This window comes from Acinetobacter boissieri (assembly GCF_900096955.1).
GTDB classification, from domain to species: domain Bacteria; phylum Pseudomonadota; class Gammaproteobacteria; order Pseudomonadales; family Moraxellaceae; genus Acinetobacter; species Acinetobacter boissieri.
Window position 1 is genome coordinate 132,646 of the sequence record NZ_FMYL01000007.1, and the last position, 26,919, is coordinate 159,564.

General features: G+C 38.0%; 26 protein-coding genes and 1 tRNA gene. 18 read left to right on the plus strand and 9 right to left on the minus strand.

Annotated features, from left to right (window positions below):
- The first annotated feature begins 2 nt into the window (after positions 1-2).
- From rpoZ to bfr, 8 genes are all read left to right on the plus strand, one after another.
- Positions 3-281 carry a DNA-directed RNA polymerase subunit omega gene (rpoZ, locus tag BLS38_RS08690; protein WP_092748667.1) on the plus strand — a complete coding sequence of 93 codons (279 nt, stop codon included), beginning with the start codon at positions 3-5 and terminating at the stop codon, positions 279-281.
- Positions 282-476: 195 nt separating this feature from the next.
- Positions 477-2,594, plus strand: a complete 2,118-nt coding sequence (locus BLS38_RS08695; RefSeq protein WP_092748761.1) for a RelA/SpoT family protein — start codon at positions 477-479, stop codon at positions 2,592-2,594.
- A gap of 19 nt (positions 2,595-2,613) precedes the next feature.
- Positions 2,614-2,994: a RidA family protein gene (locus BLS38_RS08700; protein ID WP_092748669.1), complete on the plus strand. Its 381-nt coding sequence runs from the start codon at positions 2,614-2,616 to the stop codon at positions 2,992-2,994.
- Between the two features lie 541 nt (positions 2,995-3,535).
- Entirely contained in the window at positions 3,536-4,651 is a 1,116-nt protein-coding gene (locus BLS38_RS08705) for an ABC transporter ATP-binding protein (RefSeq protein ID WP_092748763.1), read from the plus strand.
- Between the two features lie 40 nt (positions 4,652-4,691).
- Positions 4,692-5,714, plus strand: a complete 1,023-nt coding sequence (locus BLS38_RS08710) for an extracellular solute-binding protein (protein ID WP_092748671.1) — start codon at positions 4,692-4,694, stop codon at positions 5,712-5,714.
- Positions 5,715-5,794: 80 nt separating this feature from the next.
- Positions 5,795-7,429: an ABC transporter permease gene (locus tag BLS38_RS08715; protein WP_092748673.1), complete on the plus strand. Its 1,635-nt coding sequence runs from the start codon at positions 5,795-5,797 to the stop codon at positions 7,427-7,429.
- Between the two features lie 237 nt (positions 7,430-7,666).
- The gene (locus BLS38_RS08720) at positions 7,667-7,861 is read left to right on the plus strand and encodes a bacterioferritin-associated ferredoxin (protein WP_092748675.1); all 195 of its coding nucleotides are present in this window, start codon (positions 7,667-7,669) and stop codon (positions 7,859-7,861) included.
- A 187-nt stretch (positions 7,862-8,048) separates the two neighbouring features.
- The gene (gene bfr, locus BLS38_RS08725; RefSeq protein ID WP_092748677.1) at positions 8,049-8,519 is read left to right on the plus strand and encodes a heteropolymeric bacterioferritin subunit Bfr; all 471 of its coding nucleotides are present in this window, start codon (positions 8,049-8,051) and stop codon (positions 8,517-8,519) included.
- Between the two features lie 39 nt (positions 8,520-8,558).
- Here bfr and BLS38_RS08730 read toward each other — a convergent pair whose 3' ends face one another.
- Positions 8,559-10,178, minus strand: a complete 1,620-nt coding sequence (locus tag BLS38_RS08730; RefSeq protein ID WP_092748765.1) for a PglL family O-oligosaccharyltransferase — start codon at positions 10,176-10,178, stop codon at positions 8,559-8,561.
- A 189-nt stretch (positions 10,179-10,367) separates the two neighbouring features.
- Between BLS38_RS08730 and BLS38_RS08735 the strand changes: the two genes are divergently transcribed.
- The 3 genes from BLS38_RS08735 to BLS38_RS08745 all read left to right on the plus strand — a co-directional run bounded on the left by BLS38_RS08735 (position 10,368) and on the right by BLS38_RS08745 (position 12,706).
- Positions 10,368-11,135: an META domain-containing protein gene (locus BLS38_RS08735; RefSeq protein WP_092748679.1), complete on the plus strand. Its 768-nt coding sequence runs from the start codon at positions 10,368-10,370 to the stop codon at positions 11,133-11,135.
- Positions 11,136-11,877: 742 nt separating this feature from the next.
- Positions 11,878-12,363 (plus strand): BLUF domain-containing protein, encoded by a 486-nt coding sequence (locus tag BLS38_RS08740; protein ID WP_092748681.1) that lies wholly within the window; start codon positions 11,878-11,880, stop codon positions 12,361-12,363.
- 103 nt (positions 12,364-12,466) lie between these two features.
- Positions 12,467-12,706: a hypothetical protein gene (locus tag BLS38_RS08745; protein WP_092748683.1), complete on the plus strand. Its 240-nt coding sequence runs from the start codon at positions 12,467-12,469 to the stop codon at positions 12,704-12,706.
- 474 nt (positions 12,707-13,180) lie between these two features.
- On the opposite strand, the gene BLS38_RS08750 is transcribed toward BLS38_RS08745, so the two are convergent.
- The 3 genes from BLS38_RS08750 to tpiA all read right to left on the minus strand — a co-directional run bounded on the left by BLS38_RS08750 (position 13,181) and on the right by tpiA (position 14,463).
- Positions 13,181-13,265, minus strand: a tRNA-Leu gene (locus BLS38_RS08750).
- A gap of 53 nt (positions 13,266-13,318) precedes the next feature.
- The gene (gene secG / locus BLS38_RS08755) at positions 13,319-13,654 is read right to left on the minus strand and encodes a preprotein translocase subunit SecG (protein ID WP_092748685.1); all 336 of its coding nucleotides are present in this window, start codon (positions 13,652-13,654) and stop codon (positions 13,319-13,321) included.
- A gap of 14 nt (positions 13,655-13,668) precedes the next feature.
- Positions 13,669-14,463: a triose-phosphate isomerase gene (gene tpiA, locus BLS38_RS08760; RefSeq protein WP_092748687.1), complete on the minus strand. Its 795-nt coding sequence runs from the start codon at positions 14,461-14,463 to the stop codon at positions 13,669-13,671.
- Between the two features lie 225 nt (positions 14,464-14,688).
- Here tpiA and pilB point away from each other — a divergent pair, with 225 nt between their 5' ends.
- From pilB to coaE, 4 genes are read left to right on the plus strand one after another with little or no spacing between them, the layout of a single operon-like run.
- Positions 14,689-16,482 (plus strand): type IV-A pilus assembly ATPase PilB, encoded by a 1,794-nt coding sequence (pilB, locus tag BLS38_RS08765; RefSeq protein ID WP_092748689.1) that lies wholly within the window; start codon positions 14,689-14,691, stop codon positions 16,480-16,482.
- Positions 16,483-16,505: 23 nt separating this feature from the next.
- On the plus strand, positions 16,506-17,729 hold the full coding sequence (locus BLS38_RS08770; protein WP_092748691.1) for a type II secretion system F family protein: 1,224 nt from the start codon (positions 16,506-16,508) through the stop codon (positions 17,727-17,729).
- Positions 17,729-18,592, plus strand: a complete 864-nt coding sequence (locus BLS38_RS08775) for a prepilin peptidase (protein WP_092748693.1) — start codon at positions 17,729-17,731, stop codon at positions 18,590-18,592. The genes BLS38_RS08770 and BLS38_RS08775 overlap by 1 nt, the downstream gene beginning before the upstream one ends.
- On the plus strand, positions 18,592-19,194 hold the full coding sequence (coaE, locus tag BLS38_RS08780; protein WP_092748695.1) for a dephospho-CoA kinase: 603 nt from the start codon (positions 18,592-18,594) through the stop codon (positions 19,192-19,194). The genes BLS38_RS08775 and coaE overlap by 1 nt, the downstream gene beginning before the upstream one ends.
- On the opposite strand, the gene rlmB is transcribed toward coaE, so the two are convergent.
- Positions 19,180-19,932 carry a 23S rRNA (guanosine(2251)-2'-O)-methyltransferase RlmB gene (gene rlmB / locus BLS38_RS08785; protein WP_092748697.1) on the minus strand — a complete coding sequence of 251 codons (753 nt, stop codon included), beginning with the start codon at positions 19,930-19,932 and terminating at the stop codon, positions 19,180-19,182. The genes coaE and rlmB overlap by 15 nt on opposite strands.
- 104 nt (positions 19,933-20,036) lie before the next feature.
- Positions 20,037-20,360 (minus strand): pyrimidine/purine nucleoside phosphorylase, encoded by a 324-nt coding sequence (gene ppnP / locus BLS38_RS08790; RefSeq protein ID WP_092748699.1) that lies wholly within the window; start codon positions 20,358-20,360, stop codon positions 20,037-20,039.
- A gap of 272 nt (positions 20,361-20,632) precedes the next feature.
- On the opposite strand from ppnP, the gene recN reads away from it, so the two are divergent.
- From recN to ruvX, 3 genes are all read left to right on the plus strand, one after another.
- A complete protein-coding gene (gene recN, locus BLS38_RS08795; RefSeq protein ID WP_092748701.1) occupies positions 20,633-22,297 on the plus strand; it encodes a DNA repair protein RecN in 1,665 nt (554 codons plus the stop codon).
- An 86-nt stretch (positions 22,298-22,383) separates the two neighbouring features.
- Positions 22,384-22,938, plus strand: coding sequence for a YqgE/AlgH family protein (locus BLS38_RS08800; protein WP_092748703.1), 555 nt, complete (start codon positions 22,384-22,386; stop codon positions 22,936-22,938).
- Entirely contained in the window at positions 22,931-23,368 is a 438-nt protein-coding gene (gene ruvX / locus BLS38_RS08805) for a Holliday junction resolvase RuvX (RefSeq protein WP_092748705.1), read from the plus strand. The genes BLS38_RS08800 and ruvX overlap by 8 nt, the downstream gene beginning before the upstream one ends.
- Before the next feature lie 8 nt (positions 23,369-23,376).
- On the opposite strand, the gene BLS38_RS08810 is transcribed toward ruvX, so the two are convergent.
- The 3 genes from BLS38_RS08810 to BLS38_RS08820 are packed head-to-tail and all read right to left on the minus strand — an operon-like array spanning position 23,377 to position 26,683.
- A complete protein-coding gene (locus BLS38_RS08810; RefSeq protein ID WP_092748707.1) occupies positions 23,377-24,387 on the minus strand; it encodes an HlyD family secretion protein in 1,011 nt (336 codons plus the stop codon).
- Between the two features lie 8 nt (positions 24,388-24,395).
- On the minus strand, positions 24,396-24,605 hold the full coding sequence (locus BLS38_RS08815) for a DUF1656 domain-containing protein (RefSeq protein ID WP_092748709.1): 210 nt from the start codon (positions 24,603-24,605) through the stop codon (positions 24,396-24,398).
- On the minus strand, positions 24,602-26,683 hold the full coding sequence (locus BLS38_RS08820) for an FUSC family protein (protein ID WP_092748711.1): 2,082 nt from the start codon (positions 26,681-26,683) through the stop codon (positions 24,602-24,604). Before BLS38_RS08820 ends, BLS38_RS08815 begins: the two co-directional genes overlap by 4 nt.
- Positions 26,684-26,919: the final 236 nt, after the last annotated feature.

The following is a 26,919-nucleotide window of genomic DNA, read 5'->3' on the forward strand; positions in this document are numbered from 1 at the left end:
TTATGGCACGCGTAACCGTTGAAGATTGTTTAGAACATGTAGATAACCGCTTTGAGTTAGTACTTGTAGCTAGTAAACGTGCGCGCCAATTGTCACGTCAAGGTCTTGAACCAACTGTTGAGTGGGACAATGACAAACCGACTGTGGTTTCACTACGTGAAATTGCACTTGGCCATGTGACCAAAGACATTTTAAAACAACGTGATCAAGACTATCAACGTTCGAACTTAGACCTCGCTTTATCTGCAAACAATTTAGGTTTAGATAATTTTTCATTCTAAATCTAAATTTAAAACAAAGCCTAGTCTGTCATGCTAGGCTTTTTTTATTCACCTTTTTAACCAATATGGCTAAAAAAGATGGCTTCCATTGAAAAATACACTGGCTTTTAATCAAGAAAATTTGACAAATGCAACAGAATGCTTTTGATTAGAAGACCTGCATACTTTTTTATTTACTTACACAAAGGACGTTTTATGCCAGGCAAAGAAGTCAGCCAAGCCCGACAACAGCTCAAAGAAATCATTGATGTCTATTTAGATGAATCTGACGTAGAACAGATATTGGCTGCATGCGACTTTGCTGACCTTGCACACGATGGTATAACACGTAAAAGTGGCGAACCTTACATTTTACACCCCATCGCTGTATGCTGTATTTTGGCAGGAATGCGCCTAGACAGTGAAACCCTCATGGCATCTTTATTACATGATGTGATTGAGGATACTCATTTTACCAAAGAAGATATTACTGCACGTTTCGGTAGAACTGTCGCTGAATTGGTTGATGGAGTCACTAAGCTCACCCACTCTAGCGACAAAGAATTTAATAAAGCGGCTTCTTTTCGTAAAATCATTCAAGCCACGCTGCAAGATCCACGTGTGATTATTATAAAATTGGCAGACCGCTATCATAATATGACCACGCTTGAAGCATTACGACCAGACAAAAGAGCCCGTATTGCTCAAGAAACCTTTGATGTTTTTGTGCCAATTGCTCGCACTGTGGGAATGAATGAAATTGCAGATCATCTAGAGCATCTATGTTATCAAAACTTAGACTTAGATACCTTTGAGCAAATTCAACAAGCATTAGAGAAAACACGTCCGCAACGCTGTGAATACCAAAAAATATGGGAAAAAAACTTACATCTGTTGCTAGAAGATCATCATATTCAAGGCCAAATTAGCAAGAAAAACAATAATATTGAATTGTTACGTCATTTCTTTAAAAATGAAATTAACCTAGACCAACTCACTCGAAGCCACACTTTTGAAATTACATTAGGCTCAATTGCAGATTGTGACCGCCTAACAGATATTTTAACAGACAACTTTAAAGTCGTTCATTTCGAAGACAACATTCGTAAACCACTACCGGGTGGCAATCAGTCTTTAGTGATGAAACTTAAAGGTGAAAAAACCACACTATCGCTCACGATACAAACAGAGCTGATGCAGAAAGCTGCTCGTTTAGGCGTAATTCTAGGTGAAAGTGCACCACAGGCCTGCCGCTCAGCCATTCAAGCATCTATGCAAAATTTAAACACCCTTATAGACACAGACTGTGCTAAAACCACATTTAATTATTTACTTGACTATCTACACCAAGAAAAAATTTGGGTCTATACACCCCATGGTCAACTCCATGAGTTACCACAAGGCGCAACTGTCGTCGACTTCGCTTATTCTGCCAGTTTATTTCTAGGCAATCATGCGATTGGTGCCAAAGTCGATGGAGAAGTAAAACCGCTTTCAACTGCACTAACCAGTGGTCAAGTCATTGAAGTTATTACTGACGTACTCGCAACGCCAAACCCAGATTGGCTCAGTTTTGTAAATACACAAAAAGCTCGTCGTGCCATTCAAAATATATTACGTGAACAAAGTACTGAAGAACAGCGCATGTTAGGCCAGCAAGCACTCACACGTGCATTTCGGTTATTTAATAAATCGACATCGGATATTACTCAAGAACAGTGGCAAAGCGTATTACAATGGCGACATATTGACTCAACTGACCGCTTATATGAGCAAATTGCAGTTGGCGACTTACTACCACAACTTGTTGCAAATCACTTGTTTGCAGATGAGGTTAAAAATTACAGCGAGTCATCTCGTCTCATTCAAGGGACTGAGGGTGTTGATGTAAAATATGCCAGATGTTGTAATCCTGTACTTGGTGACCCTATTCAAGGACACCTTTCACGTAGAGGACTCATCGTGCATCGTATACGCTGTAATAATCTACTCCATGAACAACACTTACACCCAGAAAGTATGATGTCTCTGTATTGGAATACAGAAAAAAGTGCTGATATTAATTTTTCTGCATTTTTATGCATTCATTTAAAAATGAATGATGAGCAAGTGTCTGAATTAATTTACCAATGCCGAAAATCTCAGATTGGGGTTGAGTTTGTTCACACACAAGATAAAAAAACTTACGTCAATATTGTGGTACATAACCGAAAAGAAATTGCGCATGTCATTCGAGATTTACGTATACACTTTGGCTTCCCACGCATACTCAGACAAGATATACCATTCAATGCTTTTGATGGTCAAAAAACCAGTACACTCTCTCACTCATAATATTTGAAAGGAGCTCAACATGAGCCGTAAAGTGATTCATAGTGACAATGCGCCTGCTGCAATTGGTACGTATTCACAAGCTATCCTTGTTGAAAACACACTCTATCTTTCTGGACAAATTGGCTTAGACCCAAAAACAATGGTGCTTGTAGAGGGCATTGAAGCACAAATCCGTCAAGTATTTGAAAATGTAAAAGCTGTCTGCGAAGCGGCTCAAGGGAGCCTTGCTGACATTGCCAAACTCAACATTTTTTTGACTGATTTATCTCACTTCCAATTGGTTAATCAAATTATGGGCGAGTACTTTGTTCAGCCATACCCTGCCCGTGCAGCCCTTGGTGTTGCAAGCCTACCTAAAGGAGCATTGGTTGAAATGGATGGTATTGTAATTATTGGCTAACCCAATCTGCTTAAATATTCCATTTGGGTTACCAAAATATGATAGGTAATGAAAGCAATCTGAAATCAGATTGCTTTTGTCATTTAATGTCACGACCTATAAGCCTTTTATATTCTAAAAGAAAAAATCTTGTTTTTCTAAATTATTATTTAGTCTGTTATCACACTTCACTTACTCATATTAAAAAACGATAAAACTACACCCAAAAAATGTCATTTATAAAACGAAGAACCTCCCCTCAGCTTTGCACTAGGTTTAGGCTTAACATAGGCATAGATATAAATCTTCAATGCAAGATTTAATGAAGATACGTCACATTGAGCAATACGACCGAACACCAAACTTAGACATAAAAACAATAAATAAAACATAAAACTTAAAAAAATAAATAATAAAAATATTAAAAACCAACTCCTTCTAGAAAATTAAATTAACTTAAGTCACTAATAATAAATAATTTATTTTAAAAAAACACAATAAAAAATTAAAGGAAAATAAATTAATGAAGTCTGAATCTTAAAATGATAATATGAAAATGATTATCAATTTACACAATGGTATGTCTGATATGTCTGCTTTGCACATTCAAAATTTGAGTAAAAAGTTTGGTCAACAAAATGCAGTCTACGATACCTCTTGGCAAGCCAAGCGTGGTGAAATTGTGTGTCTGCTCGGACACTCTGGCTGTGGAAAAACAACCATGCTACGGCTGATTGCTGGGCTAGAATCACCAAGTGCAGGACAGATTATGTTTGGAGATCGCATTTTATGGAGCAATACGCACCATGTTGCTGCCGAGCATCGTAACATTGGCCTTGTTTTTCAAGACTATGCTTTATTTCCACATTTAAATGTGTTTGAAAATATTAAGTTTGGTCTCAACCATTTTAAAAGAGAACAACAAAAACAAATTGCAGATGACGTACTCAAACACGTTTCACTTTCTCAACATGCAACAAAATATCCTCATATGCTTTCTGGTGGAGAACAACAACGTATTGCTTTAGCAAGAGCACTGGCGCCAAAGCCTGATGTTTTACTTATGGATGAGCCATTTTCAAACTTAGATCGCAGACTTAGAGATCGGATTCGCCAAGATACGCTAAGTATTTTAAGAGATCTTGGTACAACCACGATTATTGTCACACATGACCCAGAAGAAGCATTACATATTGCAGATCAAATTATTTTAATGCACGAAGGACAAATTATTCAAAGTGGTACACCACAGCAACTTTATGAGACACCAAATAGTTTATTTGCTGCAGAGTATTTTTCAGCGATCAACCAAATTCCCTGTGTTGTAAATCACAATGTATTAAAAAGCGCATGTGGTCAATTAGAGTTTAAATCTATCAACCCTGAACAACGTGTAGATCAGAGTACATCGCCTAACGCTAACTATCTTTACTGTTTTCGTCCTTATCATGTGACGCTCAGTGTAGAGCCACAAAACCAAGACAGCATACCTGTCACTGTGACTTCTAGCGATTACTTAGGGCATCAAATGTTAGTTAAAGTCCAGATCCATAGCACCTCATACATAATACATGCACAGGGTATATTTCACTGCCCAACCCATGTTGGACAAGCACTTTTTATGTGTATTCAACCTCAGCAAAGCTTTATTTTTGCTAAAGATTCAGCAACACCTTAACTTTAATTCCCTTTTCACCGCCATCAATATGAGCAAAAAGATGAAAAATACACTTAAACGTTACACTCTAGGTCACCTTGCTTTCATTACTTTGGCTTTAAGTTCAGGCTTACAGGCTAGTGAGGTCAACCTTTATACAACCCGAGAACCTGGGCTTATTCAGCCATTATTGAATGACTTTACTCAGTCAACAGGTGTAAAAGTAAATACAGTGTTTGTGAAAGAAGGTCTCGTAGAGCGTGTAAAAGTGGAAGGTCGCCGTTCACCTGCAGATATTTTGATGACCGTAGACTTTGGTAATCTAATTGACCTTGTAGAAAATGACTTGAGCCAGAAAGTAAATTCTAAAGTTTTAGATGCATCTATTCCTCCAACATTAAGATCTGCAAATGGTCATTGGTATGCTTTATCTATGCGAGCAAGAGCTGTATATGCATCAAAAGATCGTACGCACATCACTGCCATTAATTACGAAGATCTTGCCGATCCAAAATGGAAAGGCAAACTTTGTATTCGTTCAGGTGCTCACCCTTACAATACTGCACTCATTGCAGCTTATATTGCGCATCATGGCGAAGCCAAAGCTGAACAGTGGTTACGTGACGTCAAAGCGAATTTGGCTCGCTCCGCAAGTGGTGGTGACCGTGATGTTGCGCGTGACATTTTAGGTAATATCTGTGATCTTGGCATTGCAAATACCTATTATGTTGGCACCATGCGTAACGGTGATGATCGTCAAAAAAGTTGGTCAAATGCTATTCATGTTGTACTCCCTACCTTTAAAAATGGCGGTACACACGTTAATGTCACTGGCGCAGTATTAGCAAAATATTCACCAAACCGTAAAGAGGCTGTGCAATTACTTGAATTCCTTGCATCAACACGTGGACAAGCAATATATGCACAAAGTGGCTATGAATACCCTGTCAATGTATCAGCACAAATTGACCCAATGATTGCAAGTTTTGGTCCACTTAAAATTGATAACCTTCGCTTAAATGACATTGCTAAATACCGCAAAGCTGCCAGTCGCCTGGTTGAAAAAGTTCAATTTGATCACTAAACAAAACGCACCAACTTCGCTACGATCTATATGACATAGCGAAGTTCTTTTTTTTCATCTAGCTCATTTTAGTGTGTCCTATGCAAAGTCATTCCCCATCTACTATTCAATTTAAGTTTGGCTTTTGGTTAAGTTGCCTATTTGCACTACTCGCTTGTTTGCCAGTCATTGCGTTAGTGTGGACAGCATGGCAAGGGGACCCTGAAATTTGGTCACATTTAATTCAATATACAATTCCACCCACACTCATAAATACCTGTATTTTACTATTCGGGGTTGGGGTACTTACAATTTTTATGGGTACAAGTACTGCATGGTTGGTCACTGCTTATGATTTTAAAGGTCGAGGGATTCTAGACTGGGCGTTATTACTCCCCCTTGCGGTACCCACTTATATTATTGCCTATAGCTACATTGATCTTTTGCATCCTATTGGACCCGTACAAACATTCCTTAAAGTTACGTTTAATATTCAGCATGCCAATGCCTTTATTCCGAATATTCGTAGCTTATGGGGCTGTATATTCTTACTCAGCTTTGTCCTTTATCCTTATGTTTACCTCAGTACTCGTGCATTATTTATGATGCAGTCTGCAAGCTTTATAGACGCATCTAGAACCTTAGGCTTTGGTCCCATTCGACTTTTTTATCGGGTCGCCATTCCTTTAGCTCGCCCTGCAATTGCTGTAGGAGCAAGTCTTGCACTCATGGAAACGATTAATGATGTGGGTGCAACCGAATTTTTAGGGGTAAAAACACTAACGCTTTCAATTTACTCAACATGGGTGAATCAATCCAACTTGGCAGGTGCTGCTCAAATTGCGATATTCATGTTAGTAATTATTACCTGCCTTGTATTGTCCGAACGGATAGGTCGACGTAAACAGCGTTACCATGTCGCTTCACAGCGCAGTCAAGTGATGACACCCATTAAACTCACCGCATACAAAGGTTTTATCTTTTTTTGTATGGGTTCTATTCCTATATTATTTGGCTTTATTATTCCTACAAGCTATCTCGCTGTCGAAGCATTTAAACGCATACAATTTAATGGCTTTTCAAATCAATTACTACAAGTATCGTTTAACACACTCACCTTATCTCTACTTGCAACATGTGTAACTTTAGTGATTGGTTTCATTCTCAGCAGTACCATGCGATTTACAGGAAAAATGATGCTTGGCCGTATTGCAAGTCTTGGTTATGCCATACCGGGTACAGTATTAGCAATCGGCCTCATGCTGGCGCTTGGATTTATAGATCGTACAATCGGTGACTTTTTAGAATTTAAAATGGGGATTCCTACTGGCTTACTTTTTTTAGGTACAACGTTCACCGTGATTTATGCTTATAGTACTCGTTTTTTAGCGATTGCTATTGGAAATACAGAAGCCGGCTATGACAGGATCAGCCCAAGCTTAGACGATGCTGCACGTACTCTAAAATGCTCACCCATCACTATTTTAGGAAAAATTCATCTTCCGTTATTACGACCTGCTTTAATGTCTGCAGCACTACTCATTTTTGTTGACTGTATGAAAGAACTTCCCGCAACTTTATTACTACGCCCCATGAATTTAGATACATTGGCCACTTTTTTATATGCTGAAGCCTCTCGAGGCACATACGAAGATGGTGCGATTGCAGCCCTACTTATTGTATTGGTTGGCTTACTGCCTGTGATTTTATTGGCTTATGTCAGCAAAAAACGCTAATTGATTATTTGATACAACAGGTTATCGCCTGTTCAATTCGATAAATATCAATTAATTTTCGACTTTTACATTCACGCCGTAGTTAAAATTTATGCTACACATGTAGAAATAATAACTTGACTTCTAGACTTCATTTTTTGCATTGGATACGGACGAATATAACTACAAAAACGATCTTGACAATCGATAATAATTATCAATAATATAACCATTCTCAAATAAATGTGAGTTCATCTCATGTACGTATGCTTGTGCCGAGGCATCACAGACCAAGATATTAAAGATGCTGTACAAAACGGTGCAGAAACTTTTCGTGAAATACGTGATCAACTTGATATTGCAACATGCTGTGGTCGCTGTGCACCAGAAGCAAAAAGTATTCTTCGTGAAGAGCTTTCAGAAATTGCTGCACGTATCTCGGTTGCAGCTTAAACTCAAAAAAACATGAGCTTTGCTACTTACCGCTTCAAATCAAATACTGTATATAATTGTTTTTGATTATGATTTCCATTTGCTGTTCAAAAAACAACTCGCTTTGCCTGCCTCGCTTCGTTAGCATAGACACTATAGATTGCCTTGTATTGAAATAAGGCGCCCAAAATTGTGTGGAGTATGTGAAATGAAAGGCAATCGTGACGTTATTAATCAGCTTAATCAAGTGTTGTATCATCACCTCACTGCAATAAACCAGTATTTTCTACACTCTCGCATGTTTAATGACTGGGGCATTGAAAAATTGGGGGTTGCTGAATACAAAGAATCAATTCGTCAAATGAAACATGCTGATAAAGTCATTGCGCGTATTCTATTTTTAGAGGGTTTACCTAATCTGCAACATTTAGGAAAGCTTTATATCGGACAACATACATTAGAAGTACTACAGTGCGACGTACGTAAAGTAAAAGAAAACATTGAAGCTTTAGTACAATGTGTGAAAATCGCTGAAGAAAAACAAGACTATGTGACTCGTGATTTCATACAAGAAATTTTAGAGTCTGAAGAAGAATACTTAGATTGGGCAGATACACAAATTGATCTGACCGGAACGGTAAGTATTGAAAATTATATTCAAAGCAATTTAAACAAATAAAGCATAAAAAAGCGCATTAAAAAAATGCGCTTTTTTATATTAAGGCCGTTTATCTAATTGATCGACTCTATAATTGACACGGTATAGCCCTTTAATCAGCCGCAACTGATGCTCTGCCTGTTGTTGTTGATTATTAAACGCTAGAAGCTGTGCATATTTATACAAATCATACTCTGTTGGCGATACTTTTACCGCATTGTGAAATTGTTGTAATTGTTCAGGTGTAAGCTGACTAAAGCGGTTTAATGCATACCAACTGCAACGAGCCTTATACTCTGTCAATACAATGATTTGGCTGTTCGGTATTTTACTTAAGCCACTTTCTGCCCGCTTCTTGGCGTAAGATAGCTCGTCTACAGCAACAATATAATCACGCCAAATTAAGCCGTACAACAATATAGACAGTACGAGAAAACTGGTGTTAAACCATGATTTCATTAAAAATACTTTCTGATCAATCACATCTGACTGAATAACACCGAGCAAAAATGCGCTTGGAAATAGAAAATAAGCATAATTTTGTGGAAACTCTAACATTGCATGAATCATGACTGATAAGACCATCAATGATGCAATTAAATTTTCCTTAGAGCGAACCACTTGATTCAGCTTAAACAACCAATACGAAATATATGCAATCATTGCAGTACCAATTGGCACACCATTCCAAACAAATAATTCTAAAATAAAGTTATGTGCACTATTGGTTCGCTCACTATGCACAATAAAATCTGCACCAACAAGCTGTGCAATACTGGTTTGATTCCAACCATAACCCCACCACGGTTGCTCACGAATGGCATACAACATTTGTGCCCATATACCAAATCGGGAATGGCTTGAATTTGCACGTTGCACCACATCAACCATTTGAGCTTGAGACAAGCCCAGCTGTACTAGCCAACCATTTAAAATAGGTAGCCACAGCAAGCTGTTTAGGTAGAGTAACAACCAGAAAGCCAAGTGCTTATATGTTAGACGATAATCATCATGTTTATATTTATAGAGAACATAAGCAGTTAAAACAACACAAGCAATCCAAGGTGTTCTAGACTGCGTTAAAGCAATTGTAAAGATAATTAGGCTGGCTATAACTGCCATAATTAAGCCATGTAAAACACGCTTTTCAAATAAATACCACGTGGCAAATACGCTCATGAGCAAAAATGTAGCAAAGTTATTTGGCTGTGCAAAATTTGCATACGGTCGGTTACCCCGAAGCTGCATAATACCCCAAAGGTTTTTCTCTAAATCTAACCACTGTAGCAATGCAATACCACAGCTCACTACAGCCACAGCACATATTAAAATCGATAACGGCATTAAAATACGAGCCTTACCATATTCTTTCGCAATATTATAGCCGAGCACTACACTCATACCAAAGCCAAGCAAATAGCATGCACTTAAAAGTGCTTTGCTAAAATAGAGCTCTATACCCAAAGACCACTGTAGTAAAGGTATACTGACCACAAATAGCCATAACAACTGAAATTTTGGGCACTGTAAAGGTCGCTCTATATATGCAGCGAATAGGCAAAAAACACTTGCATAAGTCAACATTTCACTAGAAAACGTAAGCCATGGCGTATAGTGATCAGGTGACAACCAAGCCAAGCCCAATAAAATAGCTGCAAGTATAAAAAGAAAACGTGGCATGTGATTAAAAATGCGAAAAATAAAGTAGCGATTATAAATAATTTTGGCGCACACAACTGTAATAAAAAATATTTATATCAATCATAGTACATTAAAATTTACTTAAAATATCAATATATTGACTAAACACAACACATAACAAGAAAGCAAATACTTATAATGAAATAAAGACAACGAGGAAATTTTTCAATGAACAAAAAATATCTGTTAATTTGTGTTTTACCTTTTTTACTGCCTGCATGCCAAAGCCTACCACAACATCATACAGTCCAACACACTATGCATAACACTCAAAAGAATACAGCAAATTTACATCAAACACTCTCTGACTACACATGGTCTTATCAAGCCCAAAAGAACCTACCAGATATCCGTATTAATTTTGATAAAGACCAAACTTTCAGTATATCAACAGGCTGTAACCAACAAGGTGGCTCATGGCAGCTATCAGGCCAAGCTATAACGACTTCTGTACTGCGCTCAACCATGATGATGTGTAGTCCACAACTCATGCTTCAAGAAAAGCAATCAGCAGACTTATTTGGCCAATCACAACTGAATGTACAAGTGAATTTCGATGAAAAAGAGATACCACAGTTACAAATTACAGATAAGAATGGAAAAACATATCAGTTTCAAGGGCACATAAAACCTGAAGCACAATATAAATCTGAAGCAGAGATTATTTTTCTAGATATTGCACCAACGACTAAACCATGTTCGGGCAATCCAAATACATCATGTCTTCAAGTGAAAGAAATTAAATATAACGATCAGGGAATACAAACGTATATTGATCAAGATTGGAAAACTCTACCCGAGAGCATACAAGGTTATCAGCATGATCCTAAAGTAAAAAAAACGATACGGGTTAAACGCTTTCATAATAAAGATAACGCCCCTCAATTTATCTATATTTATGATATGACTGTACAACAAGAAATGATTCATCCTTAAAAATATCGCGTGTGGTGACTGTATAGTCATATTTACCAATACTGTCACCTCACCACTGTTTGGAGTACATTTAGTCAATGATTCTTTAATACGCCATACCCATATTTAAATTACAAAAGCAATAAAAGGATATTTATGAAAAATTAAACCGTGTTATTTGTAAATATAAGCCTTAGAAATAGCATTTTCAGTGTCTACTGATGCTACTACACATACTACACACCATAAATATAGCTGACTTTAAAATTGAATTGATTGTTTTCTATTTTTTGAGTCTAAATACTCGTGCAATAAAATATAAAAAGAATTTATTTATTAATCATCATTTCTAAAACTATCCATTAAATATTTACTTCTTCAAAACATACCTCTTAGATTGAATAAGTATAATCTTCTTTAAATAAAAGACAAACTAGTTCACTTTATTTAAATAAAAAGCTAAAAGGCAAACATAATAAAAATTAAAATTGAGCTTTTAATAAACATGATGTCAACTTAATAATAATTTTTTATTGAATCCTACATAAAAAAATCTCATAAGTAATGATACTCAAACGCATTTTAAAATAAATCTAATTAAAAATATAATGGCTTTAATGACGAGATACTTAAAAAAAAACATTTATTTATTTGAAAAAAACATTTATATGAATCATCATACTATGTATTAAATATATGTATATCTGTAAGTTTTTCTAATTTATTGAAAAACTAAATAAAAATATAGTTATAGGTAAAGCGTATGTTAATCCAGTTGTGCTATACAAGTAAAAGAGAAGAATCTGGTGATCTACTTTCTGATCTCAGTCAGATTTTAACGTCAGCTATGCGTTTTAATCAAAAACACAATATTTGTGGTGTTTTATACTATGCAAATAACTCCTTTTTTCAATGTTTAGAAGGTGAAAAAGAGTCAGTAGAAAAAACGTTTGAACGCATACAGCAAGATCAACGACATAAAGCACTACATGTTGTTTCAACAAAAGAAGTATTTGAAGTAAATTTCAGTCAGTGGTCTATGAAGTATGTGCAAAAAAATAAAGCAGTCGATTTATTTTTTAAGCAACGTGGTTTTGATTATTTTAGACCTGAGAGACTAACAGAAACGGACTACAATGAACTCGTAAACTGCCTAATTAGTGCAGAAAATACAGCCGTGGATCAACAAGACCCTAAAGAGAGTAATAACAAGGGTTATAAACGTGGGTATGTTAATTATATATCATAATTAACATGGTTTTTGTCCTTGCTTACGCCAACTATCTTCAACGGTGCTATACTGCCCCCGAATTACCCCATATCAACTCACTTTAATTTCGGAGGATAAAGACATGCTTACAGCACTCATTACCCTAAAAGCTAAAGATGACAGCCATATGTTGTGCTTTGAAAAAGTTGAAGAAATCGAAAAAAGTCATCATTATAGTATATGGATTAACCGCAATAGTTCAGAGATCGTTAATCCAAGCCTTTATCCTATGTTTAATAAAATGACTAGAAATCAATTAATTATTCTCAATTACATTGAATACAAAGTCACTGAAGTAAGCCAACTTATTGCTCAGTACTAATTAAGCTTAGTGCAATATCATTACAATAACACACCTATTTTTGTGTACTTCTAAAGCATGTAAATATTTTTATAATCTAGACCCGTATCTAAAATTTTAGAAGTACATACATTTATATATTAAGTCGTATTAATCTTATTTGACTATGTTTGAATCATATTATGGCCGAAGGTAATTAAATATTACCGTGAATAAATATTCGCTTTTTTGTACCAGTAATAAATCATGGAAGTAAATAAACATCATTCCCTCTCATTTTTTATTGCTTAGAATTTCATAGCATCAATTTATGCTTAAGTCATGACTCTTGCTCTAGTAAAAAGATGATGAAAGTGGCATGTAAATACTTAAACTTACCAAAGATATAACACATAGGTTAAGGTTATTGTATATTTTTATAGGCAACAAAAAAGGCTCAATTCGATAAGAATTAAGCCTTTAATGAGTATCCAACACTGCAATTTATTGCACTATTGGTGCGGAAGGGGGGACTTGAACCCCCACGCCCGAAAGCACTACCACCTCAAGGTAGCGTGTCTACCAATTCCACCACCACCGCATTTGCAGGCATTTTATTCCTTTCATTAAGAAAAGAAAAGTACCTTGGCCAAATTAATTGGCTGTTTTTGATGTATTTGTCGAATTAACACCCGAATTAGGTGCTGGCGCAGTGACAGGTGCCTGATGATCTGGGACTAGACTATAAGCATCTGCAGTCTGTTTTTTCGCAAACACGGCTAACGTAATACTTGTAACAAAGAAGAGTGCTGTCAAAATACCTGTTAATCGCGTAAGGAAGTTACCAGAGCCAGATGCCCCAAAAACTGTAGCTGCACCGGCGCCGCCAAAAGAAGCACCTGCATCTGCACCCTTACCATGTTGTACTAGAACCAAGACAATCATACCAACTGCCAACAAAACATGTACAACAAGCACAAATGTTTGCATGAACTCACCTTACCTTATTTTTTACCTGCAAAAGATGCTGCAATCTTATAAAAAGACGTAGCACTAAGAGATGCACCACCTACAAGGGCACCATTAATATCTGGGCATGCCGCAAAGTCTGCTGCATTTTCAGGCTTAACACTACCGCCATATAAAATTGCAACACGATCACTTGCAGCTGTAATTTGCTTTAAACCTTCACGAATTTTTGCGTGCATTGCTTGGGCATCATCAGCAGATGCTGTTTTACCCGTACCAATTGCCCAGATCGGTTCATACGCAATAATGATACGATCTTCCCACTGATCTGCACTCACAACTGGAACAATATCTTTCACTTGTTGCAAGACAACAGCTTCAGCTTCACCATTTTCTCGTTGTGCCAAACTTTCACCAACACAGTAAACCACAGTTAAACCGGCGTCTAAAGCATGTTTAATTTTAGCACATAAAATTTGTGTGTCATCACCAAGTAATTCACGACGCTCTGAATGCCCTACCAACACATAAGATACATGTGCATCCTGTAATAACTGTGCACTAATATCACCCGTGTAAGCGCCCGTACCTGGAAAACGTGATACATCTTGTGCAACAACGTGTACAGTACGATTATAGCCAGTAAAGTTTTCTTTGAGCGAAATTAATGAAAGATACGTTGGCGCAACTGCAATATTACACTGTTGCTGTGCAATTGGTGCCAATTGTAGACATTGGTTAAATTGTTGGGCCCATTTTTGAACGTCGGCAGTCGCGGGATTCATTTTCCAATTCCCAATGACCCAAGGTACAATTGTTGATACTGACATTGCAAACACCCTATTTATAGTTAGTTAAATATATGTGCTTATTTTACACACTTTTTTTTATTTTGCCTTTTTTTTTGCAACTTGCTATCTTGAAAAAGATATTTACCTGTAATATGGATACAACAAATATCGCTTAAGCTACGAACAGTTAGTTTATTTATTTAGATATTTAATCGCCTATTTTATTTATTGCCTCTATGGCTAAAACGATATCGGGCAGTGCTCATGACCAATTCTCCTATACCCTCTCAACTGAGTGGCTTTATGCTCACTTTAGTAAATGACGGACACTTTTCAGAAGAAACGCTGAGAGAGTGTTTGGCTCAGGCTAAAAAAATTGATATCGATTTTGTTCGATATTTAGTCGACTATAAAAGTTTTTCTCCTAAAACTTTAGCTCAAACCTTTGCTAAAGCATTTAATCTGCCTTTATTTGATTTATTTTCTTTCAGATTTGAAGAATTACCCCATGATGCGCTTGATGCCGAATTGGTAGCATCTCATCATATTTTACCGCTGATAAAAGACAGTAAACGCTTTGTAATTGCGATTAGTAATCCAGAGTACATTGAAACTCTAGAAAAGCTACTTTATCAAAATGATATTGAAGCGAAAAAGTTTCGTACAATGGAAGGCGTGGTAAGTATCCAAAATGATAGTTATATTAAGCCCACATGGATCATTGTCGAACATAATAAACTTCAATACTTAGTTCAACAAAATGAGCAAAATCAGAAGATTGAAGATGAGGATCTCACCGAAGAAGAGCAACAGATTCGGCAAGAGAAACAACTTAAAGGCGATGAGCTTAAGTTTGATTTTGAGCCGTTTAGAAATAAAGATAATCCTAACGAACTACCTATCATAAAGTACGTTAATGCACTACTTTTTGATGCAATTCGTTTAAAAGCATCTGACTTACACTTTGAACCCTATGAAAAATCATACAGAGTACGCTACCGTATTGATGGCATTTTACGCGAAATTGCAAACCCTCCAGTTGATGAAGCAAACCGGATTTCTTCGCGATTAAAAGTCATGTCACAAATGGACATTTCTGAAAAAAGAATGCCACAAGATGGCCGTATTAAACTCAAAGTGGCTGAAGATAAAGCGATTGATTTTCGTGTAAACTCATTGCCTACTCTATTTGGTGAAAAAATTGTACTGCGGATTTTAGATCCTTCAAGTGCCATGTTGGGTATTGATGTTTTAGGCTATGAACCTGCACAAAAAAAACTATTTTTAGATGCACTACATCAACCACAAGGTATGGTGCTCATCACAGGGCCGACAGGGTCAGGAAAAACGGTTTCGCTATACACTGGCTTAAATATTTTAAATACCGAAAGTGCAAATATTTCAACAGCAGAAGACCCAGTAGAGATTAACTTAGAAGGGATTAACCAAGTCAACGTCAATGCTAAAGTTGGACTTAACTTTGCCACAGCACTACGTTCTTTTCTACGTCAAGATCCAGATATTATTATGGTGGGGGAGATTCGTGACATAGAAACTGCAGAAATTGCAATTAAGGCAGCCCAAACAGGTCATATGGTTTTATCTACGTTGCATACCAATAGCGCACCTGAAACACTTACTCGACTGCGTAATATGGGCGTTCCCTCTTTTAATATTGCAACGTCAGTTAACTTGGTTATTGCGCAACGTTTGGTTCGGAAACTGTGTTCACGCTGTAAAAGGCCAATCAACATTCCAAACAAAAGCCTGTTAGAATTAGGCTTTACCAATGATGACCTGACACAAAAATCTGTCACTATCTTTGAAGCCGTGGGGTGCTCCGAATGTAGAGACGGTTATAAAGGTCGATTGGGCGTATATGAAGTGATGAAAATCACCCCAGAAATTGCTCAACTGATTATGGAAGATGCAAATTCACTTCAAATTGCAAAAAAAGCACAAGAATTGGGTTTTAACAATTTACGTCGCTCTGGCTTAAACAAAGTTATGCAAGGTCTCACCACACTGCAAGAAGTTAACCGTGTTACCAATGAGTGACCAATACAACATATGAGATAAACATGGCAGCAAATGCAGAAAAGCTACAAACTTTTTCTTACGTTGGAGTAGATAGAAAAGGGGCTAAAATTACTGGTGAGTTAACCGCAAAAAATATGGCGTTAGCCAAAGCGAGTTTACGCAAACAAGGAATTAATGTCTCAAAAATCAATCCTAAACGAAAAGATTTACTTGAAGGCGTCTTTAAAAAAGGAATTTCTACACTAGATATTACTATTTTTACACGCCAATTGGCCACCATGATGAAAGCTGGTGTACCTTTAGTACAAAGTTTTGAAATTGTTGCAGGTGGGCTTGAAAACCCAAGTATGCGTGACATTGTGCTTGGTATTAAAAATGAAGTAGAAAATGGGAGCACTTTTGCTCAAGCATTACAAAAATATCCTAAATATTTTGATCAACTATTTTGTGCTTTAGTCGAAGCAGGCGAGCAATCTGGTGCGCTTGAAACCATGCTTGACCGTGTTGCAATCTACAAAGAAAAAAGCGAACAGTTGAAGCAAAAAATTAAAAAAGCTGTTAAATATCCAATCAGTGTCATTGTTGTCGCATTCATTGTTACTATTATTTTGATGGTAAAAGTAGTTCCTGTGTTCCAAGGCTTATTTTCATCCTTTGGTGCAGAGTTACCGGCATTTACTCAAATGGTGGTTAATATGTCAAATTGGATGCAGTCATATTGGTATATTTTAATTGGTGCTATTATAGCCAGTGTGATTGGCATTTCACAAAGCTACAAACGCAGTCAGGGCTTACGTAACCGTATCGATCACTTGGTACTTAAACTCCCTATTTTTGGTGGTTTGATCTACAAATCTATTATTGCTCGTTATAGTCGTACGCTAGCCACTACTTTTGCTGCAGGCGTACCGCTGATTGATGCTTTAGAATCTACAGCAAGAGCAACCAACAATATTGTTTATGAAACTGCTGTGATGCGTATTCGAGATGATGTTGCTTCAGGTCAACAACTTCAGTTTTCTATGCGTCAGACTGAACGTTTTCCATCTATGGCCATTCAAATGGTTGCAATTGGTGAAGAGTCGGGTGCACTAGATGCCATGTTGGATAAGGTTGCGACCTACTATGAAGAAGAAGTCGATAATGCAGTCGATGGTTTAACCTCTATGATGGAACCACTGATTATGGCAGTTTTGGGTGTATTGGTTGGTGGTCTTGTCGTTGCGATGTATCTGCCAATTTTCCAAATGGGTTCGGTGGTGTAGTGAGTGATTTAATAGATTTATTAAACCAAAACAGCATACTTTTTTATACTGCTACTGCTGTTATAAGCTTGTGTATCGGTAGCTTTTTGAATGTTGTGATTTTTAGAACGCCAAAAATGATGGAGCAAGCATGGCAAAATGAATGCAAAATGCTCCTTCACCCAAATGAACCGATCATTGAGCATGAAAAGCTCAGTTTAAACACGCCACGCTCACACTGTCGTGGCTGTAAAGCACTGATTCATTGGTATCAAAATATTCCACTAGTCAGTTGGTTAGTGCTTCGGGGAAAATGTTCAAACTGCCATGAACCCATTAGCATCCGATATCCTTTCATAGAACTACTGACCTGCATATGTTCTGTCGTTATTGCTTACAGCTTTGGCCCAAGCTTACACATGATATTTGCACTGATCTTTACCTGGCTACTCATCACACTGTCTTTTATTGACTTTGATACCCAATACCTGCCAGATCGTTTTACCTTTACCCTACTCGGTCTTGGTTTAGCCGCAAATAGTATGCAACTGTTTGTTAGCCCCGTCAGTGCGATTTGGGGTGCAATTATTGGCTTTTTATGTTTATGGGTCGTGTGTGTGATGTATAAAATCATTACAGGTAAAGATGGTATGGGCTATGGTGACTTTAAGCTTTTGGCTGCTTTAGGTGCGTGTTTAGGGCCACTGATGTTACCACTCATTATTTTACTTTCATCTTTGTTAGGCTCAATTATTGGTATTATCTTAATGAAGAAAAGAAAAGAAAGTCTTCCTTTTGCTTTTGGCCCATATATTGCGTTAGCAGGTTGGATCGCTTTAATTTGGGGCAATCAAATTATGCAAATCTATTTGGGTAGCTATTAATGTCCAGCCTCACCATTGGTCTAACAGGTGGTATTGGCAGTGGTAAAACTGTGGCCAGTGATTGGTTTGCCACACAAGGTATTACTGTAGTAGATGCAGATATTGTTGCCCGAAAAGTTGTAGAGGTCGGACAACCTGCATTAGTTGAAATAGCGCATGTATTTGGTCAGCAGGTCATTCTAGCGGATGGATCACTACATCGCGCATATTTACGAGAACTTATTTTTAATAGTACTCATGCAAAAAAACAACTTGAACAAATTACTCATCCGATAATTCGGGCTGAAATCATTCAACAACTCGCTCAAGCACATAGTCCATATTGTATTTTAGTATCACCGTTACTCTTTGAAACTGATCAACATCAACTGGTGCAAAGAACCTTACTGATTGACACTTCTGAAGAACTACAACAACAACGTGCTTCAGCACGAGACCAACAATCAATAGAAAAAATTAGTCAAATTATTTCAGCACAAATGCCGCGACAAGAAAAACAACAACGCGCCAACGATATTGTATTAAATACAGGTGTAATTGAGCAACTATATGCTCAATTACAACCACTACACCAACACTATTTGACGCTAGTGAGCATGTAAACGTTGACGGCAAGCTTCATACAAAGCCATGCCGGTTGCAACGCTCACATTTAAACTTTGTAAGTTACCCGCCATTGGAATATATGCTTTCTCATCACACTGTGCTTGAGTAATTGGGCGTAAACCTGTGTCTTCTGCACCCATTACAATAACAAGTGCACCAGACAAATCACAGGCTTGAATTGGCTTGGCTTGTTCATCAAGCATCGTACCCACCACGCGGTAAAAAGCGGTCTCTTTTAAATGGGCCAATGTCCTTGCCAAATTCGTTACTTGAATAAACTGTACTTTTTCCGCACCACCTGCAGCTACTTTTCGTGCTGTTGGGGTCAGACTCGCAGAACGATCACGCGAAACAATGACGGCTTGCACACCCATAGCGGCGGCCGTACGAATACATGCACCCAAGTTATGTGGGTCTGTGACTTGATCAAGTGCCAACAATAAAGCCTGTGGCTCTTTCTTAATCAGCTGATCTAAATCTTTTTCATTTAAAGTTTGTTGCGGTCGCACAGCAGCAACGACACCTTGGTGATAAGGTAGGCCTGCCATTTTTTCTAAATTATCACGACTCGCCTTTTGTACGCTAATGCCAAAAGGTTCTGCCAAACTTAAAAGGTGTTGTAACCGCTGATCATCTCGCCCTTTTAAGGTGAATAGCGTTAGCACACGCTCAGGTTCTAACTCCAATAAAGATTCAACAGAGTGAACACCATAATAATATTCTGGCTTTGCCATGATGCAGTGACCTCAAATTTAAAAAATAAAATCCTGTAAAGTAAGTGACTTTACAGGATAAAAGTATGCGCCATTTTAGCTGATTTTAACCTATTTAGCGAAGCCTAACCTTCTAAATGACAGACATAATCTATTACTTGGTCTGTTTCAATTTTAAATGTGCTTTCACCGGGCACATAGAAAGACTGCCCTGCACGGAATAATTCTGCTTGTTCATTGCCTGCAATGCGTACACGGCATTCACCAGAAATAATTTCCATACGCTCTGGTACATGTGTTTCAAATGTTAATGCTTGATCGCTGGGTAAAATCACACCTAACGTTTTTTTAGTACCATCTTCAAATTGCACCGTGTGGCTTACACATAAACCATTAAAATAAACATTAGATTTTTTGACCACAGATACATAATCGAACTGAACTGACATCTTTTTTTCCACCCTATGATTAATATGTTATGCCAATTAATATATTTATTTACTTACAACAACCATGCCATATTGATATGGTTTTATCTACTTATATTCGTAAATTTATCGCAAAACCATGACAGCAATATTGTAGTATTCGTATAATCTACTGATAAAATAGATTGGTCGTATATATTTTTTCAGTATTCTATTTTATATGATACTTTTTAGTGCAACTGGCATCACTAAATGCCACGTAAAATAACACTTCGCACATGATGGATGCGTATATGCTCACACATTTAACACTTATCAATTTTGCTTTAGCCAAACATTTGGCCTTAGATATTGCATCAGGATTTAATGTTTTAACAGGTGAGACCGGTGCAGGTAAATCATTACTGCTAGATGCACTGTCTGCATGTCTAGGCGAGCGCACAGATGCAGGACTAGTCCGCTTTGGTACAGAAAAGGCAGATGTAACTGCAGTATTTAGCTGTAAAAAAAACTCTCCCGAAGCCATATGGCTTAACCAGAAGGAACTTGACGATGACTCAGGTGAAATTCACTTGCGTCGTGTTATTTTTGCCACAGGTCGCAGTAAAGCATGGGTCAACGGTCGCCCGACCAGTTTAACGGAACTTAAAGAGCTTGGTCGACTGTTAGTTCAACTCTATAGCCAACACAGCCAACAACAGCTACTCGCTCCGCCTTACCCTAAACAATGGCTTGACCACGTACACCAATTTGCACAACCTGCTCAAGCTGTTCGCCAAGCCTATACTTTATGGCAAAAAACCATTCGTCAACACCAAGATGCATTGGCTGCACAAACCTCTAGACAGCAACGCATTGAACAATTAGAAATCCAGATTGAAGAACTAGAAACCATTTCAGAAAAGAACTATAGCGAAATCGAGCAAGAATTTGACCGATTTAGCCATCATGAAGCCATTATGCAAGACACGGCTTATGGTTTAAATGTACTAGATGAAGATGAGCAAAATATTACTCAAACACTAGCAAGTGTGGTCAAACGCTTAGAAGCTCATGCAGGGCGCAGTAACGAATTGCAAGACATTTATATCAGTTTAAGCAATGCACAAAGTGAAATTAATGATGCCGCTTTAGCCATACGCCAGTTTATTGACAAACAAAGTTTCAATCCTGAACGCATGGAACAGCTTAACCATGAGCTAGAAGTATTCCACCGTTTAGCACGTAAATACCGCACTCAACCTGAACAGTTAAAAATGCAATACCTGAGTGACCAAAAGCAACTTGATGCACTTTTGCAACAAGAAGACCCAACTACTTTGGCCACTTTGGTGACTGAGCTTGAGGCAGATTTCTTTGAAAAAGCACGTCATTTAGACAAAATCCGCCAAGAAGCAGCACCACGTTTAGCTCAGCAGCTCACAGCACAAATCAAAACATTGGCCTTACCAGAAGCCTATTTTGAGTTTAAGTTTGAACCTTTAGAGCAGGCCAACACAGAAGGACTCAGCAATATTCAATTGCTCTTTACTGCCAATAAAGGCATACCTGCCCAACCTTTAGCAAAAGTCGCTTCGGGCGGTGAATTATCTCGCATCGCATTGGTTATGCAGGTCATGAATGCTGAACGCACTGAAGCTGAAATGATTGTATTTGATGAAATAGATGTAGGTATTAGTGGTGGCACTGCTGAAATTGTTGGCCGTTTGCTCAGTAAACTAGCGCAACACGTACAAATTTTATGTATTACCCACCAAGCACAGGTGGCTGCACAATCTGACCAGCATTTATTTGTACAAAAGCAACAAACAGACCCTGCAAGTAGTACCATTTTTCAACTTAATGAAGAACAATGTATACATGAGTTGGCACGAATGACGGGTGGTATAGAAATTAATCAAACCACCTTACAACATGCCAAACAACTTCGCGCACTCAAGTTTCAAACACAAAAATAACTGTACACGCTTGGCGTATAGAAGATGTTCTTGTATGTTAGAGCCTCTACCCATTGACTATGTAACACCTTTGGAGCACATTTTAGGTGACAAAACAATATTTAACACATCGTTGTTTAATTGCACCACCCGGTATGCACGATGATACTTTTGCAAATACAGTCATTTATCTAGCACGCCATGATGCAGATGGTGCTCAAGGTATCGTATTAAATCAACCCAGTAATATTGAAATTAGAGAGCTACTGAATGACCTAGACATTGATGCGGATCATGTCAATCCACATGCTGTTTTACAAGGTGGACCTTTACGCCCTGAGGCAGGTTTTGTATTACACACAGGCCAACCCACATGGCACTCTTCAATTGCGATTGGTGAAAATGTCTGCATCACCACCAGCAAAGATATTTTAGATGCGATTGCCCATAACGAAGGCGTAGACAATTACCAAATTGCTCTAGGGTATGCAAGCTGGCAAAAAGATCAACTTGAAGCTGAAATTGCCCGTGGCGATTGGCTCATTTGTGAGTCAGATATGGACTTAATTTTTAATTTAGATTATACCGAACGACTTGGTGCAGCTTACCGAAAAATTGGTGTAGATCCTACTCGCCTTTCAGTAGAGATTGGTCATGCCTAATTCAGTCAACAGTATTATGGCCTTTGACTTCGGTACGCAAAAAATGGGCATGGCAATTGGCCAAAGTCGTATACAGTCGAGTACACCCTTGGCACAATTCCCCATGAAAGATGGAATTCCTCAATGGGAACAGCTACTTAAAATTGTTAAAGAATGGCAACCTGAATTATTTTTGGTCGGTTTACCACTCAACATGGATGATAGCGAATCCGATTTATCACTCAGAGCTCGAAAATTTGCACGGCGTTTACGCCACCAAACCAACATCGAAACCTATATGGTAGATGAGCGCTTAACAACACGTAGTGCGCGTGAGCAACTCGAGGGCTATCAGAAGCAAGGGCGAGGTAAAACCCTATCTGCCGACAGCCTTGCAGCTGCTATTTTGATTGAAAATTGGTATGAGTACCCAACGCCTATCAAACCATAAAGTGAGTATTACTTCTGTGCCGTAGGTAAAATTCTTACGGTTGCTGTTCTACCTGCCACAAATGTCATTAAATTTTTAGGTTCTTCATCTAACATAATTTTCACAGGTATACGTTGTGCCAAACGCACCCACGTAAAAGTTGGATTCACATTGGCCAACAGTGAACTACTTGCACTACGCTCACGGTCTTCAATACCCGATGCAATGCCTTGCACATGACCTTTGATGGCATGTTGATCGCCCATAAGTTCAATACTGGCTTGATCACCCACATGTATTTTACTCAGTTTAGTTTCTTCAAAATAACCCACCACATATAACTGCTTACGATCGACCATGGCAGCAACGGCCTGCCCGACTTTTACATAATCACCCACACGCATATCAAAATTAGACAATGTACCGTCAGCAGGAGCCACCACCGAAGAACGCTGTAAATTCAATGTTGCTAAATTTAAATTACTTTGTGCAACGGCAATTAATGCATGCTGTTGTTTAATATTGGCTTGTGCTTGTTCAATACTGGCTTCTAACTGTTTGTCTTCAGCATGTGACTGTGCTTTGACTGCCAACACTTGATCTTGCTCTTGTTTAGAAATAGCGCCATTCATTAAATTGGCATAACGCATGGCATTTTGGTCAGCAAGTTTGGTATTGGCCACAGATTTAACTGCATTGGCTTTGGTTTGCGCTAAACTTGCTTCTGCTTGCGCTAAGCCTGCTTGGGCTTTAGCCAAATCAGACTTGGCCTGAGCCACACTCAGTACCTGTCTTGCTGTATCGACTTCAAATAATAACTGACCTTTTTTGATGGTCTGGTTATCTTGCACCAATACTTGAGTCACTAGTCCAGATACATCTGAAGATACTTCAATCACATCAGCTCTCACACGACCATCCCGTGTCCATGGCTCTGCATTATAGTAATCCCATAAATGCCATACTGTGAGTACAGCAAGTATAATTAAAATCAGCATAAGCAATGGTCTCACTGCTTTGCGCACCTCAAATGAACTCATGAAATAACCTACTTCACCGTAAACCAAATAAAAATAGAGTGCATGCATAATAAACACAGCAGATACAGGCACAAATGAAATACACCCACAAACATAATCCAGCCACGCTCTACACAAACACGGGTGCAACGACTGACCACTAAAAATAAGACATATGCCAAAATGGCCTGAACTAGAAAACTAGGAATAAAAATACCGTACAGATTAAAGTCACTCATGCGATTTGCTCCACATGCGTTTGTATCCCCACGTGTTTGAAAATACTATTTTGAATATTATTTAAACTCATATAGACACGTTGTTTAATATTGCTATTTTCTTCACCTTTCAATGCAGCATCAATATTTTGTAAGGCTAAAACCAATTGTTCATGTGTTTTAGTTGTTGCTTGCCCTTGCTTTTCCAATTCTTGAAAGAGCACCACACAATGACTCTGTAATCTCACCAATGCTTGCTGTAAGGTAGGTGAAATCAATTGCGATGAAGCCAGCTCATGAATACGAGATAAATCTACCGTTGCACTGGTTTCAACCAATGCAGAGTGCATGGCATGCTTTATATCTTGTGACTGTACTAACTTACTGTTCAATATACCAATCCGATCAATCATGCTACGCAAACGCACTCTAAATGCTGTGCCATAAGACATATGCACCATTTTTTGCATCGCACGATAATGGCGTTGTAAAATACGTGTTGCAGTTTCTTCGGGTGACATTGCACGAATAAAATAAACACTGACCAATGCACATAACACCCCTAAAACCATGGCAAAATCTGCATCTAAAAATGAGATTGTATCTATGGCATAACGGTTTTGTAAGTTCATTGACATCACACTCACCACGCCCAAAACCAGACCAAGCGCCATTAAATTTGGTCGTGCAACCAGTAAAGTAAACGCAATTACTGCTGGAGCGAGTACCAATGCCAACTGCCAAAACTGACTAATACTTGGAAAAATAGCAAAAACATAAACAAATACAATGCAAAAAGCACTAATACTGCCCCAAAAGAAGATCTTCAATGCGGGTATAGGGTTATCTATTGCAGTTAAAATACAAGAGCACACAGCTGCCATTTGCGCCATCATAAAACCAGCTTTCCAACCACTTAAAATCCAGACAGCAATTGCGAAAAATGTACTACATAATGCAGCCAAACCACCTCTCACCGCCACGCCGTGGTCTCGGTGTAAACTTGGATAAGCTGTGGTAAGAGGCACAATATTTTCTGGAAAGTCTTTACGTCCTTGCTGAATACGTTGCCAAATAAAGCGAACGATTCGTACATTATAAATATAATGGCGCAAGTCCATCTGTAAACTATTTAGTACGGTAAAATACTCGCTTCCAACCTGTTGACGTAACTGTTCAAAAATTACTGAAAAATGATCAGATAAATCTTCTAATTCTTGTTCTTGAAGTACTTTATCTTGATGCAGAAATACTAAAACATCATTCGATAACTGCGTTAGAGCTTGGCTAAACTGGCTATTTTGCACGGGTTGTAGTTGTTTGAGTCGCTCAGACATTGCTACCAAATTGGTCACGGCCATGGCCAACTGATGCAACATCTCTTGTACAGGTTTCGTCATACCTCTCAGTTCGGAATTTTCGAACCACAAATGCACAGCCATACTGTGTAGCTCACTCATATCACGTGTAATCGCTGCAATGTTTTGACTGTAGTCCTCTATTTTGGTATCAGGCGTAAATACCTTCTCAAACAATGTATCTAAACTAGCCAAATTACCTTCTACACGCTGTTGAATAATTGGACCAATATGTACAGGTAAAATAACTGCAGACACTACTGCTGAACAAATCACTGCTATACCAATTTCTAAAAACCGAGCCAAAGCAATATCAAAAATACTATGTGTATCCATGCTATTAATGGCATTAAATACAATCATAGCGACTGTATAACCAGACAACATGAGCATATAACTACGTGGTGTGCGGTCAAGCAAAGAAATATACAAACAAAAGCCAACCCACCCTGCAATCACGCTGGCAAATAACCACGGCGTATTAATTAAGTGTGGCATAAGTATCACAGCAACGATTGCTCCGATTGCGGTACCTGCCAAACGATACAGTGCTTTTGATGACAACATACCTGCATACGGATTTGCAATAATCATCACTGTCCCAATGGACCAGATTGGATTGAGTAAATCGAGCTGAAAAGAAATAAATAGTGCCAACATCGCTGCAATATAAGTTTTAATGGCAAAGACCCAATCTAACTTACTCGGACGATATGCCACGAGCTGTTTCAAAATTTGCATGATGTTCCTTCGCACATAAAATTCATTTGATCTGACACAAGACAATACGCTGTTATGACCCAAATTATTTACACAGTATTTTCTTTATTAGATATTTATTTAAATTATGATTACAAAATAAGGATAAAAAGTCAATAAAATATCCCTATATGATAATTTAATAACTATTGGGTTTTTATTATTGGCTCAGTTATGTTAAAAATGGCGTCATACCTGTTTGAATGCGTGTTTTAGGG

What these genes read in the sequence shown, in the direction of transcription:
- rpoZ (WP_092748667.1), top strand. Translation starts at nt 3, where the DNA reads ATGGCACGCGTAACCGTTGAAGATTGTTTAGAACATGTAGATAACCGC.
- BLS38_RS08695 (WP_092748761.1), top strand. Translation starts at nt 477, where the DNA reads ATGCCAGGCAAAGAAGTCAGCCAAGCCCGACAACAGCTCAAAGAAATC.
- BLS38_RS08700 (WP_092748669.1), top strand. Translation starts at nt 2,614, where the DNA reads ATGAGCCGTAAAGTGATTCATAGTGACAATGCGCCTGCTGCAATTGGT.
- BLS38_RS08710 (WP_092748671.1), top strand. Translation starts at nt 4,692, where the DNA reads ATGAAAAATACACTTAAACGTTACACTCTAGGTCACCTTGCTTTCATT.
- BLS38_RS08715 (WP_092748673.1), top strand. Translation starts at nt 5,795, where the DNA reads ATGCAAAGTCATTCCCCATCTACTATTCAATTTAAGTTTGGCTTTTGG.
- BLS38_RS08720 (WP_092748675.1), top strand. Translation starts at nt 7,667, where the DNA reads ATGTACGTATGCTTGTGCCGAGGCATCACAGACCAAGATATTAAAGAT.
- bfr (WP_092748677.1), top strand. Translation starts at nt 8,049, where the DNA reads ATGAAAGGCAATCGTGACGTTATTAATCAGCTTAATCAAGTGTTGTAT.
- BLS38_RS08730 (WP_092748765.1), bottom strand. Translation starts at nt 10,178, where the DNA reads ATGCCACGTTTTCTTTTTATACTTGCAGCTATTTTATTGGGCTTGGCT.
- BLS38_RS08735 (WP_092748679.1), top strand. Translation starts at nt 10,368, where the DNA reads ATGAACAAAAAATATCTGTTAATTTGTGTTTTACCTTTTTTACTGCCT.
- BLS38_RS08740 (WP_092748681.1), top strand. Translation starts at nt 11,878, where the DNA reads ATGTTAATCCAGTTGTGCTATACAAGTAAAAGAGAAGAATCTGGTGAT.
- BLS38_RS08745 (WP_092748683.1), top strand. Translation starts at nt 12,467, where the DNA reads ATGCTTACAGCACTCATTACCCTAAAAGCTAAAGATGACAGCCATATG.
- secG (WP_092748685.1), bottom strand. Translation starts at nt 13,654, where the DNA reads ATGCAAACATTTGTGCTTGTTGTACATGTTTTGTTGGCAGTTGGTATG.
- tpiA (WP_092748687.1), bottom strand. Translation starts at nt 14,463, where the DNA reads ATGTCAGTATCAACAATTGTACCTTGGGTCATTGGGAATTGGAAAATG.
- pilB (WP_092748689.1), top strand. Translation starts at nt 14,689, where the DNA reads ATGACCAATTCTCCTATACCCTCTCAACTGAGTGGCTTTATGCTCACT.
- BLS38_RS08770 (WP_092748691.1), top strand. Translation starts at nt 16,506, where the DNA reads ATGGCAGCAAATGCAGAAAAGCTACAAACTTTTTCTTACGTTGGAGTA.
- coaE (WP_092748695.1), top strand. Translation starts at nt 18,592, where the DNA reads ATGTCCAGCCTCACCATTGGTCTAACAGGTGGTATTGGCAGTGGTAAA.
- rlmB (WP_092748697.1), bottom strand. Translation starts at nt 19,932, where the DNA reads ATGGCAAAGCCAGAATATTATTATGGTGTTCACTCTGTTGAATCTTTA.
- ppnP (WP_092748699.1), bottom strand. Translation starts at nt 20,360, where the DNA reads ATGTCAGTTCAGTTCGATTATGTATCTGTGGTCAAAAAATCTAATGTT.
- recN (WP_092748701.1), top strand. Translation starts at nt 20,633, where the DNA reads ATGCTCACACATTTAACACTTATCAATTTTGCTTTAGCCAAACATTTG.
- ruvX (WP_092748705.1), top strand. Translation starts at nt 22,931, where the DNA reads ATGCCTAATTCAGTCAACAGTATTATGGCCTTTGACTTCGGTACGCAA.
- BLS38_RS08810 (WP_092748707.1), bottom strand. Translation starts at nt 24,387, where the DNA reads ATGAGTTCATTTGAGGTGCGCAAAGCAGTGAGACCATTGCTTATGCTG.
- BLS38_RS08815 (WP_092748709.1), bottom strand. Translation starts at nt 24,605, where the DNA reads ATGAGTGACTTTAATCTGTACGGTATTTTTATTCCTAGTTTTCTAGTT.
- BLS38_RS08820 (WP_092748711.1), bottom strand. Translation starts at nt 26,683, where the DNA reads ATGCAAATTTTGAAACAGCTCGTGGCATATCGTCCGAGTAAGTTAGAT.